Source organism: Serinibacter salmoneus, from assembly GCF_002563925.1.
GTDB lineage: Bacteria > Actinomycetota > Actinomycetes > Actinomycetales > Beutenbergiaceae > Serinibacter > Serinibacter salmoneus.
Map to the genome: position 1 here is coordinate 1,212,961 of NZ_PDJD01000001.1, position 18,731 is coordinate 1,231,691.

Consider the following 18,731-nt stretch of genomic DNA (forward strand, 5'->3'; position numbering starts at 1 on the left):
TGCCGCGTGCGGGCCTGCGCGCCGCCGGGTTAGACCACCGTGAGGGTGATGAGGGTCCCGGCCGGCACCATCTCGCCCGCCTCGACGCTCTGGCTGCGCACGGTGCCGAAGAATCCCCCGAGCACCCGCTCGACCTCGACCACGAAGCCCAGGCTCTCCAGTTCCGCCTGGGCGGAGTCGACCTGATCTCCCACGACACCCGGGACCTCGAACAACTCCGGCCCCTGGGAGACGACCAGGGTCGCCTCGCTGCCCTGCGGGAGGCGGGATCCGGCCTCGGGTTCGCTGCGGATCACGGCACCCTGGGGGATCTCATCGGAGAACTCCTGCGCGAGGGTCACGTCCTCGAGTTCGACATCCAGCGCCGCGGCGAGGTCCTCGCGCGCGGTCTCGGCGGGTTGCCCGGCGTAGTCGCGGATCGTGATCATCTCTGGCCCGGAGGAGACGACGAGCGTGACCTCCTGGTCGTGCGGGATGCTCTGGCCGGCCCCGGGTTCGGTCCGGATGACCGTGCCGGCAGGGACCGTGCGATCCGCGACCTCCTGGGTGGTCCCGGCCGTGAGGCCGGCGGCCTGCAGCGACTCGCGAGCGTCCGCGACGCCCTGCCCGGCGACGTCCACCACGTCGATCATCTCCACCCCGAGGGAGACGGTCACCGCCACGAGCGTGTCGTGGGGTACCACCGTCCCGGCGCGCGGATCCAGCGCGATGACCTCGTCCGCGGGGACCACGTCGTCGTAGGCCGTCGTGAACTCACCGCGCAGGGAGGCGGACTCGAGCGCCTCGAGCGCCTCCTGCCGTGACATCCCGGCGAGCACGGGCACGGTGGTGCGGGCGCCGGGGCCCATGAGGAAGTACCAGGCGGCACCGGAGCCGAGGGCGAGCACCAGGAGGATCCCGATCGTGGTCCACACTCGGCGGCGGCGAGGTCGGGGGGTGGTCTCCTGGGTGCGCGGCACCTCACGGGTGACGGCTCCGATCGGGAGCGAGACCGTGCCCGTGGAGGGCCCCGCCGTCCGGGCGTCGAGGCGTGCGGTCTCCTCGCCCGGGGAGGGCGACTCGGCGTCCTGCGGATCGTCCAGCGCGATCGGCATCGTCTCCTCGCCCTCGTCCGCGCACTCCAGGAGCTCGGGCCGTCCGGGGACGTCCGCGCGCAGCGAGAAGGCGCGTTCGTCCAGCTCACCCGCCACCTGGCGCACCATCTCCAGGGCGGCGGCGCCGTCGGCCGGGCGTGAGTCGGGGTCACGGGCGGTCATCGTGGCCACGAGCGCGTCGATCTCGTGGGGCAACCAGGAGATCTCGGCGGAGGGCGCGGGCACGTCCTCGTGCACGTGGCGGTAGGCCACGCGGATGGGGGTGGGGCCATCGAACGGGGTGTGCCCCGTGATCATCTCGTACAGCATGATGCCGACGGCGTAGACGTCCGCGCGCGCATCGGCCACGCCGTCGGTCACGATCTCCGGGGCGAGGTAGGCCACGGTGCCCAGGAGCGTGCCCGTGGTTGCCGCGGTCGCTTCCGTCACGGCGCGCGCCAGGCCGAAGTCGCCCACCTTCGCGAGCCCGTCCCGGGTGAGCAGGACGTTCTCGGGTTTGACGTCCCGGTGCACCAGGTGGGCCCGGTGCGCCGCCGCCAGGGCGTCCAGCACGCTCTCGGTGACGGCGAGCGACTGGCCGATGGACAGGGCGCCGCGCCCCGCGATCTCGGTGCGCAGGGTCCGCCCGGCCACGTACTCCATCGCGAGATAGCTCGTCTCGCCGTCGATCCCTTGGTCGAGGACGGCGACGATCCCGGGGTGCGCCAGGCGGGCGGCGGCGCGTGCCTCGCGGCGGAAGCGTGCGGTGACGTCCACGCCGTCGCCGAGGTGCGGGTGCATGATCTTCAGCGCCACGCGGCGCTGCAGGCGACGATCCCGCGCGAGGTAGACGGTGGCCATCCCGCCGCGGGCGATTCTGCGCACCACCTCGTATCGGCCGTCGATCACGAGGCCGATCATCGCGTCCGAGGTCAGCGCGCTCACTGCTGGCACGATACCGGCGCCAGCCGTGGATGGCGGGAAGGCGCGGCGACCCGCGCCTGAGGTCGGGGATACGCTGCGGGTGTGAGACGTCGTGAGGATGAAGCGGAACGGGACGCGGCAGTCGCGTTGGTGACCGAATGGGTGTACCTGCCCGATGTGGCCGAGCGGATCGGCCAGAGCGATCGGCGCGTGCGTTCGATGGTGCGCGAGCAGCGCGTGTTGGCCTTCCGGGTCGGGCCGAACAATGCCCTGGCGGTGCCGGAGGAGATGATCGCCCTCGATCCGCGTTCCGGCCGGCAGGAGGTGTTGCCCGCACTGCGCGGCAGCCTGATCCAGCTCTCGGACGCGGGGTACGCCGACTGGGAGTCGTTGCGCTGGCTGTACTCCCACAACGAGGAGTTGGACGCGCGTCCCATCGACGCGCTGCGCAGCGGTCGCACGTCCTCGGTGCGGCGGGCCGCGCAGGCGTTGGCCTTCTGAGCCGATCAGACGCTGCGGTCGACGGCGGCGCGCAGCAGCCGCTCCAGCCGTGCCGTCGCGGTGACCCCGGCGGGCGGGCGGGAGAGCAGGTCGGCGGCGCGCTGCCGGTGTTCGGCGATGATGTGCTCGACCCGGCGGCGGGCGCCACAGGCATCGATGGCGCGGGTGAGGTCCTGGATCTCACCGGCGGTCAGGTCCCCGCGGCCCAGATCCCGTTCCAGCCGCTCGCGCAGGGTGGCGTCGCCCTCGGCGTGGGCGAGCGCCACCAGCACGGTGCGCTTGCCCTCCCGAAGATCGTCCCCGGCCGGCTTCCCGGTGCGTTCCGGCTCTCCGAACACCCCCAGGAGGTCGTCGCGGAGCTGGAAGGCGGTGCCGATCTCGTGCCCGATGTCGCGTAGCCACGCGATGGTGGTCTCCCGCGCGCCCGCGAGGGTCGCGCCGAGCGCCAAGGGGATCTCCACGGAGTAGCGCGCGGACTTCGCGCGGATCACGCGGAACGCCCGCTCGAGGTCGACGTCGTCGTCCCACGGCGCGTGGGAGGCGAGCAGGTCGAGGTACTGGCCGACGGCGACCTCGGTCGCCATGTCGCTGTAGAGCCGCGCGGCGGCGTGGGCCGCCTGCCCGGCGGCGTGGCGGGTCGCTTCGAACAGCACGGTGGAGCTGCGTGCCAGCAGCAGGTCGCCCAGGAGGATGGCGCCGCCCGCACCGAAGCCGGCGCGGTCGCGTCCGCCGGGACTCGCGAGTTCGAGGGCGCGGTGTGCCGAGGGTTCGCCCCGGCGGGTGTCCGAACCATCCATGAGGTCGTCATGGACCAGCGCGGCCGCTTGGAACAGTTCGAGCGCCGCGGCCGCCTGGATCACGTGGTCCGGCAGGTCCGGCCCGGAGGCGACCTCGTGGGCGGCCAGGCACAGCAGCGCGCGCAGCCGCTTCCCGCCTCGGACCGCGACCCCGGCCTGCCGGAGGAAGGGATCGAGTTCCCCGCCCACCTCCCGGGCCCACGGTTCCAGCGCGGCCGTCTGAGCGGCGATGGCCGCGTCCAACCGTCCGCGCAATTCCTCGTCGGGAGCCTGGGTCGCTCCTGGGTGCACCATGCACTCACCGTAGGTCAGGGGACATGCCTGCCCGAAACGACGCCGTTGCCGGCTGTCCCCAGGCGGGGCGTGCCGTGCCCCCACGGGGGTTGTGCACAGCCCCGCTGCGGCGCCCCGCGAGCGCGTTGTGCGATGAGGCACCGCAACCGCGACCCCGAGGAGTTGGCCATGTCCGTCCCCGTCGTATCAGCGCGTTCCCCGCGCGATCTGCTCGCATTCGTCCCGCATGCCCTGGGGTTTCGTCCCCGCCGGTGCGTGGTGGTCCTGGGTATCCGCTCCGAGCGTGGTCGCGTGGGCCTGACCACGCGTACGGACCTGAGTGACCTGCTCGGGCCCGATGGGCCTCGCCTCGCCGGGTATCTCGCATCAGCTCTTGTGCGCGACGGCGCACGAGAGGTGTTCGTGGCGATCTACGACGATCGACCCCTGCGGGACCTGCAGGTCCACGACGCCGTGGGGTCGGTGCTGGACCTGCTCGCACGCACCCCGCAGCTGCCCGAGCCGGTGGACGTCGTGGTGGTGGGTACCGACCGCTTCCGTTCGCTCCTGTGCGACCGGGAGGAGTGTTGCCCGGCGGGCGGGCGCCCCGTCGCGGAGATCGCGTGCTCGGAGGTCGCCACGCGGTTCGTGGCCAGCGGCTCGGCTCCGCTGGCCGGTCGCGAGGAACTCGCGGTCGGTCGCGAGGAACGCGCGGATGTCCTGGCCGACTTCCGCCGCGAACGCCGACTCGCCCGATCGCGGCGGGGTCCGCAGGAGGACTCCGGCCGCCGACGCCTGTGGCGAGCACGTGAGGCGCGCTGGATCGCCCGGCAGTGCCGGACCGGCGATGTGACGGGCCGGGACGTGGCCGACCACGCGCGCCTGGCGGTGGCAGTGGCGGACTCCGTGGTGCGCGACGCCCTGATGATGTGGGTGACCCTCGCGGATCCGAGCCGGGACGCCGGTGCTCTGGTCGCCCCGGGGGTGCAGCAGCAGTGGGCCGCATCGCCCCCGCCCGCCGTTGCACCGGATCACGCCAGCACCGGCGCGCTGGCGGCCTGGCTGCGGGTGGGTGCCGCGCTCGCCGAGGGTGCCGACCGCGCGAGGTTGCTGGCCGCGGGGGGTTGGCTCGCGTGGCACTGCGGCGAGGGGGCGCTCGCGGAGGTGCTGGCCGGACAGGCGCTCCACGAGGATCCGCGACACCGGCTCGCGAGCCTCACCCTGCAGCTCCTCGCGCGTGGCGTGCCACCGGCCTGGGTGCACCCGCCGGGGCCGATGGTGAGTTAACCTCCAATCAGAACCGTGAGGCCGCGAATGCGGCCGGACGAGGAGGAGCACGTGACGATCGTGGTGGGCTACCTGCCGACGGCGGAGGGCAACGCTGCGCTCGAGGCGGCCATCGTCGAGGCGCGGCGTCGAGGCAGCCGGCTCCTGGTCCTCTTCTCCCAGCGACGTGGGGACGACTTCGCGGTGATCGAGGAGAAACTGGAGGCGGTGCGCGATCGCCTCGACTCGGCCGAACTCGGGTACGACGTGCGGGTCTCGGAGTCCGGGGACGTCGCCGACGACCTGATCGATGCAGCCACGCAGGTCGATGCCGACCTCATCGTGATCGGGTTGCGGCGCCGCTCACCGGTGGGCAAGTTGATCCTCGGTTCGAATGCGCAACGGATCCTGCTCGACGCCCCCACCCCCGTCCTTGCGGTGAAGTCGGCCTGACCGGCCGCCGCGTCCCTTCCCACCGAACGGAGTGCTCCGATGACCACCAGCGACATCCCCCAGGACCTGCAGTACACCAGCGACCACGAGTGGGTCGCGCTCGCCGCCGATGTGGCGACCGTGGGGATCACCGCCTACGCCGCTGGTGAGCTCGGGGACGTGGTGTTCGTGGCGCTGCCCGAGGTCGGCGCCGACCTGCGCCAAGGGGAGGTGTGCGGCGAGGTCGAGTCCCACAAGTCGGTCTCGGAGGTCTTCGCCCCCGTGACCGGTGAGGTGACCGAGGTGAACACGACCCTGCAGGACGAACCGGGCAGCGTCAGCGAGGACCCCTACGGTGCGGGGTGGCTCTTCCGGGTGCGCGTGGCGCAGACGCCCGAGCTGATGGCCCCTCAGGCCTACGGCGCGCTCCTCGAGGGTCTGTAGAGCGCGGGGAGTCCCTCGCGGCTCGCGCTCGACAACGGCCACGAGCTCGGGCAGGATTGATCGCGTCGACCCGGGAACAAACCCGCAAGGGCGCGCGTTGGACCTGGTGGTTGACGAGAGACGACCGGCGGCGTGCCCTCATCGCGCCGCGGGCGTCCCCGCCGCCGTTACAATGGCCATCCCGAGATCGTGAACCGCTCGGGGCGATCCCAGCCGAAAGGTCCCTTGTGCCGGTCAGTACCACCACCACCGCCGTGACCGACGACGACGCGAAGGGCGAGGTCACGCCCAAGGCGGCTCCCGCGAAGCGCCGTCGGAGCACCCCGAAGGCGGCGAGCCCGAAGGCGAGCGCGACCACCGCCGAGGCGTCGGAGACGAACGAGGGCGCGGAGGCCACCGCTGCCCCCGCGAGGAAGAGCAGTCGGGCATCCGGCGGGACGACGCGCAAGCGCGCGACCACGTCCAAGACCGGCGGCGCGGCCAAGGGGCCGGCCGCGAAGAAGAAGGCGACGACCCGCAAGGGTTCCGCCGCGTCGGCGCAGGGTGAGGCAGATGCGCCCGAGGACGTCATGGAGCCGGAGGACCTCGAGGACGAGGAGCCCGCCGAGGTCCACGAGGTCGGGACGCCCGCGAAGCAGGGGCGCAGCACCGCGAAGAGTGGGAAGAGCGCCGAGGAGGAGTCCGGGTTCGCGTTGTCGGATGACGACGACGACGCCCCCGCCCAGCAGGTCGTGACCGCCGGGGCAACGGCGGACCCGGTGAAGGACTACCTCAAGCAGATCGGGAAGGTCGCGCTGCTGAACGCCGAGCAGGAGGTCGAGCTCGCGAAGCGGATCGAGGCCGGCCTGTTCGCGGAGGAGAAGCTCTCCGAGGGCGGCGAGATGGAGTTCCAGGCCCGCCGTGAACTGGAGTGGATCGCTGCCGACGGCCGCCGGGCGAAGAACCACCTGTTGGAGGCCAACCTGCGACTGGTGGTCTCGCTGGCCAAGCGCTACACCGGGCGCGGCATGCTGTTCCTGGACCTGATCCAGGAGGGCAACCTCGGCCTGATCCGCGCGGTGGAGAAATTCGACTACACCAAGGGCTACAAGTTCTCCACCTACGCCACCTGGTGGATCCGTCAGGCGATCTCTCGGGCGATGGCCGACCAGGCCCGCACGATCCGCATCCCCGTGCACATGGTCGAGGTCATCAACAAGCTCGCGCGGGTGCAGCGCCAGATGCTGCAGGACCTGGGCCGTGAGCCCACGCCGGACGAGCTGGCCAAGGAGATGGACATGACGCCCGAGAAGGTCGTCGAGGTCCAGAAGTACGGGCGTGAGCCGATCTCCCTGCACACCCCGCTGGGCGAGGACGGCGACTCGGAGTTCGGTGACCTCATCGAGGACTCCGAGGCCATCGTGCCGGCCGACGCGGTGAGCTTCACTCTCCTGCAGGAGCAGTTGCACGCGGTGCTGGACACCCTCTCGGAGCGGGAGTCCGGTGTGGTCTCGATGCGCTTCGGCCTGACCGACGGTCAGCCCAAGACCCTGGACGAGATCGGCAAGGTCTACGGCGTCACGCGTGAGCGCATCCGGCAGATCGAGTCCAAGACGATGTCGAAGTTGCGCCACCCGTCGCGCTCCCAGGTGCTGCGGGACTACCTGGACTGACAGCGACTCCACCACCGAACGCGCCCGGATCCACCTCGTGGGTCCGGGCGTCGTGCTGAGATCTGGCCCGCTGAGACCTGGCCCGCTGAGCCGGGGTACATCCTGGTTCAGCGGCCCGGTCGCCGGCGCGTCCGGTTCGCCCGCGTGGACCTGGGAGTGGAACGCGGTGCGGAGGGTCGTGATGTCGTCGCGGCTTGCGCCGTCCCGGCGGTGCGGGCGCCGCGGGTGGAGTTCACGGTCCGGCCCCGCACGATGCCGATGAGGGTCTCCACGGGCGCCGGAGTCTCCCCGTCCAGCGGGAGCCACGCGAGAGCGACCTGGGAGGTCGGGGCGTCGGTGACCGGTCGCGTCAGCACGTCGCGGCGGTGCGCCGCGCGGGCGATGGCCTGGGGGAGTACGCAGATCCCGGCCTCGGCTGCCACCAGGTCCAGTGCCTCCTGCGTGGTCGCGGGGGGCGGACCCGTGAAGGGCAGGCCCGGGGGCGTGGACCAGGCCAGGACGTCGTCCTCGGCCACGATCAGGGTCTCCTCGGCGAGGTCACGCGAGTGGAGTTCGTCCAGGAGGGTGAGCGGGTTCTCCCGCGACAACGCGGCCACACTCACCTCCTGCCACAGGGGTATCCGAAGGACGGGAGGAGCGGAACGCAGCGGGAGGCGCAGGAAGGCGGCGTCCACGTGGCCTGCGAGCAGGTCGGCCTCCGCACGGTGCGCGGGGACCTGGATGAGGGTCAGGTCGTTGCCCACCCGCTCGCGCCAGGTCTGGGCCCAGCGACCGATGGTGACGCCGGGCACCACCGCGACGCGCAGGGTGTCCTGTGCGTCGTCGGGTGGTGGATCAGTGCACGCCGGCACCGGCGGGCGTGGCGTGCAGACGGTGGGACTCGTCCAGGATGCTGACGGCGCTCTCGTTCAGGGCGGCGGAGGCGGCGCGGCCGTGATGGGCGCAGAAGTAGAGCTCGCCGGACTCCAGGGTGACCCGCACGAACGCCTGAGCGCCGCACTGGTCGCAACGGTCGGAGACGGTCAACTGGGGTTCGTTCATCTCGGTCACCCCACTATGCAACCACGCCCCGATTGCGACCACGTGTCGGTTCGCTGAACGCGTATTACGTGGCGGCCGGCTCGCGCGCCTCGTGGGACCGGGGTGCGTCCACGCCTAGCATGGCCCGGTGGCACGAGCACAGGACACCTCCTACACCGCGCGGCACCTCTCGGTCCTCGAGGGGCTCGACGCCGTTCGCAAGCGCCCCGGGATGTACATCGGTTCCACCGACTCGCGCGGGCTGATGCACTGCCTCTGGGAGATCATCGACAACGCGGTCGACGAGGCCCTGGGTGGGCACGGCGACCGGATCGAGGTCGTGCTGCACGCCGATTCCTCCGTCGAGGTCATCGACCACGCGCGCGGCATCCCGGTCGACACCGTGGAGCGGCTGGGGCTCTCGGGCGTGGAGGTGGTCTTCACCAAGCTGCACGCCGGAGGGAAGTTCGGCGGGGGCTCCTACGCCTCCTCGGGTGGGCTGCACGGTGTGGGCGCCTCCGTGGTCAACGCACTGTCCTCCCGCCTGGACGTCGAGGTGGATCGCGACGGCAGGACCCATCGCATGACCTTCCGGCGCGGCGAACCTGGGCGTTTCAGCGATCCGGCCTCCGGGCCCACGCCCGATGCGCCGTTCTCCCCGTTCGAGGAGTCCTCGCGCCTGGACGTGGTCGGCAAGGTCCCCCGGACCCGCACCGGTACCCGCATTCGGTACTGGGCGGACCGCCAGATCTTCCCCGCGAGCGCCACGTTCTCCTACGAGGACCTGGTGCACCGCGCCAGGCAGACCGCGTTCCTGGTCCCCGGCCTGGCGATCGAGGTGCGTGACGAGCGCGGGTTGCCCGACACCCCTGGGGCCGAGGGTCCGGTCAGCGAGGTGTTCCAGTTCGACGGCGGTACGGCGGACTTCGTGGAGTTCCTGCGTCCCGATGCCGCGGTGACCGACACCTGGTTGCTGCGTGGATCCGGCACCTTCACCGAGACCGTCCAGCAGATGGACGAGTCCGGGCACCTCGCGCCGGCCGAGGTCGAGCGGACGTGCGAGGTGGACATCGCGCTGGGCTGGGGGCGCGGCTATGAGACGACCGTGCGCTCCTTCGTCAACATCATCGCGACACCGAAGGGCGGGACCCACCTGACCGGGTTCGAGCAGGCGCTGGTGCGTACGGTGCGCAAGCAGATCGAGGCGAATGCGCGTCGGTTGAAGCTCACGGGCAAGAACGGCAAGGAGAAGATCGAGAAGGACGACGTCACCGCCGGGATGACCGCGGTGGTCACGGTGCGGCTCCCGGAGCCACAGTTCGAGGGGCAGACCAAGGAGGTGCTGGGCACCGCTGCGGTGCGATCGGTGGTGGCCAAGGTGGTCGACTCCGCGCTCGCCGAGCACCTCACCTCCTCCTCCCGGCACGGCAAGGCGCAGGCCACGACCCTGCTGGAGAAGGTGGTCGACGAGATGCGGGCTCGGGTCTCCGCCCGCACCCAGAAGGAGATCTCGCGGCGCAAGAACGCCCTGGAGACCTCATCCCTGCCCGAGAAGCTCGCGGACTGCCGCACGAACGACACCGAGCGGTCGGAACTGTTCATCGTGGAGGGGGACAGCGCGCTGGGGACCGCCAAGGCCGCGCGCGACGCCGACTTCCAGGCCCTGCTGCCCATCCGCGGCAAGATCCTCAATGTCCAGAAGGCCTCGCTCGCGGACATGCTCGCGAACGTGGAGTGCGCGAACATCATCCAGGTGATCGGGGCCGGCTCGGGGCGAACATTCGACCTCCAGGCGGCTCGGTACGGCCGCGTGGTGCTGATGACGGATGCGGACGTGGACGGCGCCCACATCCGCACGCTGCTCCTGACGCTGTTCTTCCGCTACATGCGACCCCTTGTCGAGGCGGGACGGGTCTACGCCGCGGTCCCGCCCCTGCACCGGTTGGAGTACGCCGGCAGCGGCGGGAAGAAGGGCGGATACGTCTACACCTACTCCGATGCCGAGCTGGCGAAGCAGATCGCCGCGCTGGAGCGGCGGGGTCGGCGCTACAAGGAGCCGATCCAGCGCTACAAGGGGCTGGGGGAGATGGACGCCGATCAACTCGCCGACACCACCATGGATCCGGCGGTGCGCACCGTGCGGCGGGTGACGATGGCGGATGCCGCGCGCGCCGAGCAGATCTTCGAGCTCCTCATGGGCAACGACGTGGCGCCCCGCAAGGAGTTCATCATCGCCGGGGCCGGGAGCCTGGACCGCGCTCGCATCGATGCCTGAGCGGTCGGCAGGCACCCTCGTGGTGGGCGCTCGCGTACCCTCGGAACCATGAGTGTGCCCGTCCCGCGTTCGGTTGAACGTGTCGCCCGGTGAGAGTGCGGGCGCGCCCGCCTCGCAGGGTGCCGGTGGCGAGCACCCCCTCAGCCGCCCCGGGCTCACCTGGCGCAGCCTGAGCCTGTCCGACCTGCCGCGACTGGCCGACCTCGTCGCGGCATGTGAGGCCCATGACAACCCGCCGTATCGCACGACCGCGGCGGAACTGGAGGCCGACCTGTTCGTCGGTCGAGGGCGCAACCCGCAGGAGGACACGCTCGGGGCCGTGGCGGCGGATGGCGCGCTCATCGGGTACGGACGTGTGCGCCTGCTGTCGGGGCACTCGGTGATCCGCACGGCGATCGGCGGCGGGGTGCACCCGCAGGCGCGTGGCGACGGACTCGGTTCGGACCTGTTGGCGTGGCAGGTGAGCCGGGCACGCGCGATCATCGCGCAGCAGAGCCCCGGACCGGCGCGGATCGAGACGTACGTCGAGGACGACATGCCCGAGCACGCCGACCTGTTGCGTGCCGGCGGGTTCAGCCCGCTGCGCTTCTACTCCGAGATGCTCCGGGACCTGGGGGAGGAGATCCCGTCCACGCCCCTGGCGGCGTCCCTGACGCTGCAGCCGTGGAGCAGCGAGCTGGAGGAGGAGGTGCACCGGGCGCACCAGGAGGCGTTCGCCGACCACTGGGCCCGTGAGGACGCACCGGCGGAGATGTGGGTGGACCACCGCGAGCACTTCGCGCCACAGTGGAGCTTCATCGTGATGGATCGCTCGACCGACCGCACCCGAGTCGCCGGGTACCTGCTCTCCAGCAGGTACGAGCAGGACTGGGAGGCACTCGGCTACCGCGTCGGCTACACCGAACTCGTCGGGGTGCGCCGGGCGTGGCGAGGTCGACGGGTCGCCACCGCGCTGCTCAGCGCCGCGATGCGTGCCTACCAGCGCGACGGCATGCAGTTCGCCGGGCTCGGGGTCGACACGGAGAACCCCTCCAGCGCGTACGGACTGTACGAACACCTCGGGTACCGGCGCACCAGGGGCTCCTGCCTCTACACGATCGAGATCGAGGACTAACCGATCCCGACCACCGGCGCGCTCAGCGGGCGCCCGGAGCCGTCCCGGCGCTCGTCGAGATCCGGCAGGTCCACGCTCTGGCCACCAGCGGCTACCGCGTGCGCCGGGTGCGGCCCCACCCACGCCAGGACGAGGGCGTCCTCACCGCGCAGCAGCCGGTGTGCCCGCACACCGGCCGTGCCGCGACCCTTGGCGGGGTAGAGCTCCAGCGGTGAGACCTTCACGGAGCCCGGCGCGGTTCCCGGGAGGGCGTCGGAACTACCGGCGATCGTGACAACGACCGCGTCGGCGGCACGCGCGGGGGCGAGGGAGGCGAGGTGGAGCACCGCGTCCGTGCCCTCCACCCGCACGCCGGCCATGCCCGCGGCGCCGCGTCCCTGCGGCCGTACCGCCGCCGCAGGGAAGCGCAGCAACCGCGCACCGGAGGTGACCAGCACGAGTTCGTCGTCGTCCGCGCTCGGCGTGGCCGCCACGAGCTCGTCCCCCTCCTTCAGCGCGATGCATTCCCAGGCATCCCCGCGCACCGGGCGGTCCGACGGCGCGACGCGCTTGATCGTGCCGCGCGCCGTGGCCAGCGCGAGGGTGGGGGCGGCCTCGTCGATGGCCGTGAGCGCGATCGCGCGCTCACCGCGTTCCAGGGTGACCAGTTCAGTGATCGGCACCCCGCCGGCGATGCTCAGGGGGCCGTCGGTGGCCGGCAGCGTGGGGGCGTCCAGGGCGGAGAGCTCCACGATCCTGCCGCGGGAGGTCACCACGCCGAGCGTCGCGCGGGCCGTCGTGGCCACGCTGCTGCGCAGCGCGTCGTGCCGGGCACGGCTCGCGGTGCGCGGCGGCAGGGCGTCGTCGGCGGTGCGCGCCAGCAGGCCCGTGACCGAGAGCACCACCTGGCAGGCGGCGTCCGGCACCTCCAGCGGGATCGCACCGGCACCCGCCGCGGCGCCGCGTGCCGCAGGGCCCACGGCGTTCCCGGCGGATTCCAGCAGCACCGTGCGCCGGGGCGTGCCGTGCTCGGCTGCGACCTGGGCGAGTTCGTCCGAGACGAGCGCGTGCAGCACCGCAGGGTCGGCCAGGATGCCCTCGAGCTCGGTGATGGTCGAGACGAGTTCGTCCCGCTCACGCTGCAACTCGAGCAGGGAGAACTTCGTCAGGCGCCGCAACTGCAGTTCCAGGATGTAGTCCGCCTGGGGCTGCGAGAGGTCGAACACGGCCTGTAGCCGGGTACGTGCGGCCGCGGCGTCGTCGCTGGAACGGATCACCGCGATGACCTCGTCGATGTCCAGCACCGCGATCAGCAGGCCCTCCACGAGGTGCAGCCGCTCGCGTCGACGTGCGAGGCGGAACTCCGTGCGCCGACGCACCACCTCGAATCGGTGGTCCACGTACACCCGCAGCAGTTCGCGCAGGCCCAGGGTGCGCGGCTGCCCCTGGACGAGGGCCACGTTGTTGATGCCGAAGGAGTCCTCCAACGGCGTGTGGCGGAAGAGTTGGGCGAGCACGGCCTCGGGGTTGAAGCCGCTCTTGACCTCCACCACCAGGTGGGTGCCGCGGGAACGGTCGGAGAGGTCCACGACGTCGTGCACCCCCTGGACCTTCTTGGCGCGCACCGCCTCGATGATCTTGGTCTTCGCCTTCTCCGGGCCCACCAGGTAGGGCAGCTCGGAGATCACGATCCCCTTGCGGCGTGCGGTGATGTTCTCCACCCGGGTGGTCGCGCGCGTGCGGAAGGAACCGCGGCCGGTCGCGTACGCCTCCCGGATCCCCTCCAACCCGATGATCTTGCCGCCCGTGGGCAGGTCGGGTCCCGGCACGAACCGCATCAGGTCCTCCAGGCTCGCCTCGGGATGGGCGATCAGGTGGCGTGCGGCGGCCACCACCTCCACGAGGTTGTGCGGCGCCATGTTCGTGGCCATCCCGACCGCGATGCCGGAGGCGCCGTTCACCAGGAGGTTGGGCAGGGCGGAGGGGAGCACCTCCGGTTGCAGCAACTGGTTGTCGTAGTTCGGCACCATCTGCACGACGTCCTCGTCGATGTCCGCCGTCATCACCATGGCCGCGGGTGCCAGCCGGGCCTCGGTGTACCGCGGCGCCGCGGGGCCGTTGTCCAGCGACCCGAAGTTGCCGTGTCCGTCCACCAGGGGCAGGCGCAACGCGAACGGCTGCGCCATCCGCACGAGCGCGTCGTAGATCGCGACATCGCTGTGCGGGTGCAGTTTGCCCATCACGTCACCGACCACACGCGAGGACTTCACATGGCCGCGGTCGGGGCGCAGGTTCATCTCCGCCATCTGGAAGAGGATGCGGCGCTGGACGGGTTTGAGGCCGTCCCTGGCGTCCGGCAGTGCGCGGGCGTAGATCACCGAGTACGCGTACTCCAGGAAGGAGTCCTGCATCTCGGATGCGACGTCGATGTCGACCACGCGCCCGGGGTCACTGCCCGGCGCGGTCGAAGGGGTGGAACGAGACATATCGCCCATGATGACGCAGGTGTGGCCCGGTGCCCGCCAGCCTCGCCGCCGCGGCCGGTCTTTCCCCACCCCTGGCTACCGCGCGTAGGGTGAGGCCATGGCCAGCGATGACGTCGCCTACCCCACCCACTGGGAAGCGGATGTGCTGCTGCGCGACGGCGCGACGATGCGGATCCGACCGATCCGGCCCGACGACGCCGGCGCACTGCAGGACTTCCACGTGGCGCAGAGCGAGGAGTCCACCTACTTCCGCTTCTTCGCGCCGCTGCGCCGGCTGCCCGAGCGTGATCTGCAGCGCCTGGTGCGCGTGGACCATCACGACCGGGTCGCCCTGGTCGTGGTCGAGGACGAGCGCATCATGGCCGTCGGTCGATACGACGTGGTGGAGCCGGGGCGCGCGGAGGTGGCCTTCAACGTCTCCGATGCCCTGCAGGGCCGCGGGGTGGGGTCGGTGCTCCTGGAGCATCTCGCGGCCGCGGCGCGCGAGCGTGGGGTCGATACGTTCGTCGCCGACGTCCTGCCCGGTAACGCCCAGATGATCCGGGTCTTCTCCGACGCCGGCTACGAGGTGGTGCAGCACTACGAGGACGGCGTGATCTCGCTGGAGTTCGCCATCGACCCGACCGAGCGTTCCCTCGATGTGCTGGCGAGCCGCGAGCAACGCACGGATGCGGCCTCGATGCGTGCGCTGCTGGACCCGCAGGGCGTTCTGGTACTCGCTGGGTCGCGGGAGGCCTGCCTCGCTCAGGCCGTGGCTCGCCACCTCGCAGGGCGCCGGGACGTCGCCTGCGTGGGTGCCGCGCTGCGGGAGGTCGCCGAGGAGTCCGGTCACCGCAGGCTCGCGGCGATCGAGGACGCGGGTGCGGACGCGGGTGAGACCACGTATCACCTGGCCGTCCTCGCGGCCGCCCCGGATGAGGTGATCGACTGGATGCCCCACCTGGCCGCCGTCGGCGTGCGGGGGGTGGTGGTGCTCTCCGGAGGATTCGACGACACCTACCCGGACGCCGTCGGGCAGGCCGACCTGCTCGCCGCGGCGCGGGCCGCGGGGTTGCGACTGGTGGGGCCCCGTTCGTTCGGACTGCTCACCGCGGGGCCGGAACGTGCCAACGTCACGCTCACCGATTCGCCCCCACCCCTGGGCGGTACGGCCCTGTTCTGCCAGTCCGGGGCGGTGGCGCTGCGCCTGCTCGCCCTGGCCACGCAGCGCCAGGCCGGTGTGCGCACCTTCGTCTCGGCGGGTCACCGCGCCGACGTCTCGGGCAACGACATGCTCCAGTACCTCGACTCCAGCCACGGGGTACGCGCCGTGGGGATGTACCTGGAGTCCCTCGGGAACCCCCGCAAGTTCGCCCGCGTCGTCCGTCGGGTGAGTGCCGAGGTTCCCGTGGTGGCCGTGGTGGGAGCCGCCCAGGGCGAGGTGATGGGGGAGCGTCCCACCCGCCGCGTGGTGGAGCAGACCATGCTCACCGCCGGTGTGCTGGTGGCGCCCACCATGCGCGCCATGCTCGATGCCACCACCCTGCTCGCCTCACAGCCGCTGCCGCCGGGTGACCGGATCCGGATCGTCTCCAACTCCACCTCGCTCGCCCAGATCGCCGCTGCGCAGTTCACCGGCCTGAACCGGCCGACCCAGGTGCACGCGGTGCCTGCTCTCGACGACGCGGGGTTGGCCCACGAGATCCAGGCCAGCCAGGAGCGGACGGACTGGGACACCCTCCTGGTCCTGTACGCGCCACCACTGGGGCAGCGTGCCCCGCGGGTCACCGACGCGCTGGCCGCCACCGGCGCCCGGCTGCATGCCGCGGGACGCCCCGTGCTGGGAGTCGTGCACCAACTCGTCGGGCTGACGCCGCAGCTCACCCACGAGGGCGTGTGCGTGCCGAGCTACGCCTCGATCGAGGACGCCGTCTCCGCCGCGGAGATGGCGCACACCTACGCACGGTGGCGGCGGCGCGACCACGGCGTGCTGGTGGACCCCGAGGGGGTGGATCACGCCGCGATCCGGGGGCTCGTCGCCGAGGAACTGCACGATCTCGCAGCCGGCGAGGAGCGTGAGCTCAGCGCGAAGCGGACCCGGGCGCTGCTGCGGCACGCCGGGATCACCGTGCTGCGTACCCGCCGGGTGCGCTCGACACCCGCGGCGCTCGCGGCCGCTCGGGACCTCGGCTGGCCGGTCGCGGTGAAGTCCACCGATCCGGCGCTGCGCCATCGTTCCGACCTCGGCGGAGTACGCCTGGACATCGCGGGGCCGGTGGATCTCGTCGACGCCGTACGCCAGATCCGCGCCCGCCAGGCGGGCGGGGAGGTGGAGATCCAGGCGATGGCCCCGGCAGGTGTGGCCTGCACGGTGCGTTCCTGGGACGACCCGTTGTTCGGTCCGCTCCTCGCCTTCGGGCTCGCGGGGGATGCGACCGAACTCCTGGGCGACGTCTCCTACGCGCTCGCGCCGCTTCGCACCGGTGACGTGACACGAATGATCGAGGGGGTGCGCGCGGCCCCACGACTCCTGGCGTCTCTGCGCGGCGAGCAGCCGGACCTCGCCGCTCTGCGCGACGTCCTGGCGCGGGTCTCCGAGGTGATGGAGACCGTGCCCCAGCTGCGCCACCTGGACCTGGAACCGGTGCTGGTCTCCGCCCAGGGCGCCGTGGCACTGCACGCCCGTGTCGTGGTGGGAGCCACGATCCGCCCCGACGGTGCGCGCCGGGCGTTGCTGGCTGCCCCCGCCGTCCCTGCGCAGTGACCCGTGCGCACAGTGAGAGGATAGGGGTGTGCGTACCCGGTCCAATCCCGATGATCTCGCCACCGCCATCCGGCAGGCGGGGTACTACCCCGAACTCGTCGGGCAGGTCATCGACCTCGCCCTCGCGGGTGAGGACGTGCTCGGCCATCTCATCCAGCCGGAGACCACGTTCGACGAGGCCGAGGTCAAGCGCCACCTGACGGCGCTGGTGCTGACACCCTCGCGCCTGGTGGTGGTCCACGTGGACGATCACGCGGTCGACGGCGCCGCCAGCGCGGTCGCCAGCACCGAGTCGGTCCCGCTGCGCGAGGTGCGTTCGGTGATGCTCACCCAAGGGTTCGCTGACCCGGCCGCTCGCGGACCCCGTGCCGCAACCGATGTCACGATCGCTCTGGGATGGGGCGCGGTCAAGCGACTGGACCTCGAGCCCGCCACCTGCGGCGACCCACAGTGCGAGGCGGACCACGGCTACACCGGGACGGCCTCACCGGACGACCTGGTCATCCGGGTCTCGGGGCTGGCCGAGGGGCAGGCCGCGCTCGATGCGGCCATTCGCTTCGCCGGGGTCCTCTCGGCGGCCACGGCGGGACGGTGACGCCGCCCGCGGGTCTGCTCCACGCCGTCGGGCACCCGCCGCTGGCGGGGGTGCTGCCCGATGTCGCCGCCGCGCTCGGTCACCCCATCGCGGGGCGAGCCACCGCCTCACTCGACCTGCCGCGGGCCGAGCGTGTGGTCGTGGTGCTGGTGGACGGCCTGGGCTGGGAGGCATTGTCGGCTCGCACCGGGCACGCGCCGACCCTGCGCGGCCTGATCCGCGGGGGCACACCGCTCGCGGCGGGGTACCCCAGTACGACCGCAGCCTCCCTGGCCTCCTTCGGAACGGGACTGACGCCGGGACAGACCGGCCTCCTGGGCTACACGGTGCGCGACCCCCAGCACACCCGGCCGACCGATCTGGTCAACCTCGTCTCCTGGACCACGAGCGCGGGGCGCCCCCTCGACCCCCAGGCCTGGCAGCCCCACCAGAGCGTGTTCGAGCACCTGACCGCGCGGGGTGTACCCGTCACCAGCACCGGCCCCGGTCGGTTCGCCGGGTCGGGGCTGACCCTCGCCGCCCTGCGCGGGGGAGAGTTCCGCGGCTCGAACACCCCGCAGGACCGGGTCGACGCGATCGCGGGAGCGATCCCCCGCGGTGGTCTCGGCTACCTCTACTGGGGTGAGGTCGACAAGGTCGGACACCATCACGGCTGGACCTCCCACGAGTGGAGCGAGGCCCTGGGCGACGTGGACGCCGCGATCGCGCGACTGATGCGGCGACTGCCCTCGGGAACCCTGGTGATCATCACGGCCGACCACGGGATGGTGGACGTGACGCGCACCCTGGACGTCGCGGCAATCCCCGCCCTCGCGGGAAGCAGCGTGGTGGTGGCGGGGGAGCCGCGCGCCTGCCACGTGCACCTGCGCGAGGGTGTGGACCTGGCGACCGCGGCGGCGACCTGGCGTGAGGTGCTCGGCGAGGACGCCTGGGTGCTCACGCGCACCGACGCGATCGAGCACGGACTGTTCGGCGTCGTCGAGGAACGCAACCGTCCCCTCATCGGCGACCTCGTGGTGGCCATGACGGGCACCGTGGCCCTGGCGGACTCCCGTACCCAGACCGCCGCGTCACTTGCGCTGATCGGCATGCACGGGTCACTGACCCCGGCCGAGGTGTACGTCCCCGGCATCGTCGAGGTCGTCTAGCGAGCAACG

General features: G+C 72.0%; 15 protein-coding genes. 10 read left to right on the forward strand and 5 right to left on the reverse strand.

Annotated elements, in window-relative coordinates; all coding sequences use genetic code 11:
- Nucleotides 1-29: 29 nt before the first annotated feature.
- On the reverse strand, nucleotides 30-2,018 hold the full coding sequence (gene pknB, locus ATL40_RS05305; RefSeq protein WP_211283065.1) for a Stk1 family PASTA domain-containing Ser/Thr kinase: 1,989 nt from the start codon (nucleotides 2,016-2,018) through the stop codon (nucleotides 30-32).
- A gap of 81 nt (nucleotides 2,019-2,099) precedes the next feature.
- Here pknB and ATL40_RS05310 point away from each other — a divergent pair, with 81 nt between their 5' ends.
- Nucleotides 2,100-2,498, forward strand: coding sequence for an Rv2175c family DNA-binding protein (locus ATL40_RS05310; protein ID WP_098468631.1), 399 nt, complete (start codon nucleotides 2,100-2,102; stop codon nucleotides 2,496-2,498).
- A 5-nt stretch (nucleotides 2,499-2,503) separates the two neighbouring features.
- Here ATL40_RS05310 and ATL40_RS05315 read toward each other — a convergent pair whose 3' ends face one another.
- The gene (locus tag ATL40_RS05315) at nucleotides 2,504-3,589 is read right to left on the reverse strand and encodes a polyprenyl synthetase family protein (protein ID WP_098468632.1); all 1,086 of its coding nucleotides are present in this window, start codon (nucleotides 3,587-3,589) and stop codon (nucleotides 2,504-2,506) included.
- A gap of 168 nt (nucleotides 3,590-3,757) precedes the next feature.
- On the opposite strand from ATL40_RS05315, the gene ATL40_RS05320 reads away from it, so the two are divergent.
- From ATL40_RS05320 to ATL40_RS05335, 4 genes are all read left to right on the forward strand, one after another.
- Complete coding sequence (locus ATL40_RS05320; RefSeq protein ID WP_169925880.1) at nucleotides 3,758-4,855, forward strand: DUF4192 domain-containing protein; 1,098 nt, start codon at nucleotides 3,758-3,760, stop codon at nucleotides 4,853-4,855.
- A 51-nt stretch (nucleotides 4,856-4,906) separates the two neighbouring features.
- Nucleotides 4,907-5,287 carry a universal stress protein gene (locus ATL40_RS05325; protein WP_098470301.1) on the forward strand — a complete coding sequence of 127 codons (381 nt, stop codon included), beginning with the start codon at nucleotides 4,907-4,909 and terminating at the stop codon, nucleotides 5,285-5,287.
- A gap of 39 nt (nucleotides 5,288-5,326) precedes the next feature.
- Complete coding sequence (gene gcvH, locus ATL40_RS05330; protein ID WP_098468634.1) at nucleotides 5,327-5,710, forward strand: glycine cleavage system protein GcvH; 384 nt, start codon at nucleotides 5,327-5,329, stop codon at nucleotides 5,708-5,710.
- 206 nt (nucleotides 5,711-5,916) lie between these two features.
- Complete coding sequence (locus tag ATL40_RS05335; RefSeq protein ID WP_098470302.1) at nucleotides 5,917-7,362, forward strand: RNA polymerase sigma factor; 1,446 nt, start codon at nucleotides 5,917-5,919, stop codon at nucleotides 7,360-7,362.
- Between the two features lie 107 nt (nucleotides 7,363-7,469).
- Here the strand turns inward: ATL40_RS05335 and ATL40_RS05340 are convergent, their stop codons facing one another.
- Nucleotides 7,470-8,213 (reverse strand): LysR substrate-binding domain-containing protein, encoded by a 744-nt coding sequence (locus tag ATL40_RS05340; protein ID WP_098468635.1) that lies wholly within the window; start codon nucleotides 8,211-8,213, stop codon nucleotides 7,470-7,472.
- Nucleotides 8,197-8,403, reverse strand: coding sequence for a DUF7455 domain-containing protein (locus ATL40_RS05345; RefSeq protein ID WP_098470303.1), 207 nt, complete (start codon nucleotides 8,401-8,403; stop codon nucleotides 8,197-8,199). Before ATL40_RS05345 ends, ATL40_RS05340 begins: the two co-directional genes overlap by 17 nt.
- A 127-nt stretch (nucleotides 8,404-8,530) precedes the next feature.
- On the opposite strand from ATL40_RS05345, the gene ATL40_RS05350 reads away from it, so the two are divergent.
- Nucleotides 8,531-10,657, forward strand: a complete 2,127-nt coding sequence (locus ATL40_RS05350) for a DNA gyrase/topoisomerase IV subunit B (RefSeq protein WP_098468636.1) — start codon at nucleotides 8,531-8,533, stop codon at nucleotides 10,655-10,657.
- Nucleotides 10,658-10,736: 79 nt separating this feature from the next.
- Nucleotides 10,737-11,771: a GNAT family N-acetyltransferase gene (locus ATL40_RS05355; protein WP_098468637.1), complete on the forward strand. Its 1,035-nt coding sequence runs from the start codon at nucleotides 10,737-10,739 to the stop codon at nucleotides 11,769-11,771.
- Here ATL40_RS05355 and ATL40_RS05360 read toward each other — a convergent pair.
- Nucleotides 11,768-14,236, reverse strand: coding sequence for a DNA gyrase/topoisomerase IV subunit A (locus ATL40_RS05360; protein WP_098468638.1), 2,469 nt, complete (start codon nucleotides 14,234-14,236; stop codon nucleotides 11,768-11,770). The two genes, ATL40_RS05355 and ATL40_RS05360, sit on opposite strands and share 4 nt — an antisense overlap.
- A 97-nt stretch (nucleotides 14,237-14,333) precedes the next feature.
- On the opposite strand from ATL40_RS05360, the gene ATL40_RS05365 reads away from it, so the two are divergent.
- Genes ATL40_RS05365 through ATL40_RS05375 form a run of 3 tightly spaced genes read left to right on the forward strand, consistent with a single transcriptional unit; the run spans nucleotide 14,334 to nucleotide 18,722 of the window.
- Nucleotides 14,334-16,979: a GNAT family N-acetyltransferase gene (locus ATL40_RS05365; RefSeq protein WP_098468639.1), complete on the forward strand. Its 2,646-nt coding sequence runs from the start codon at nucleotides 14,334-14,336 to the stop codon at nucleotides 16,977-16,979.
- A gap of 28 nt (nucleotides 16,980-17,007) precedes the next feature.
- Nucleotides 17,008-17,574: a DUF5998 family protein gene (locus tag ATL40_RS15180; RefSeq protein ID WP_098468640.1), complete on the forward strand. Its 567-nt coding sequence runs from the start codon at nucleotides 17,008-17,010 to the stop codon at nucleotides 17,572-17,574.
- Entirely contained in the window at nucleotides 17,571-18,722 is a 1,152-nt protein-coding gene (locus ATL40_RS05375) for an alkaline phosphatase family protein (RefSeq protein ID WP_098468641.1), read from the forward strand. Before ATL40_RS15180 ends, ATL40_RS05375 begins: the two co-directional genes overlap by 4 nt.
- The last annotated feature ends 9 nt before the right edge of the window (nucleotides 18,723-18,731 follow it).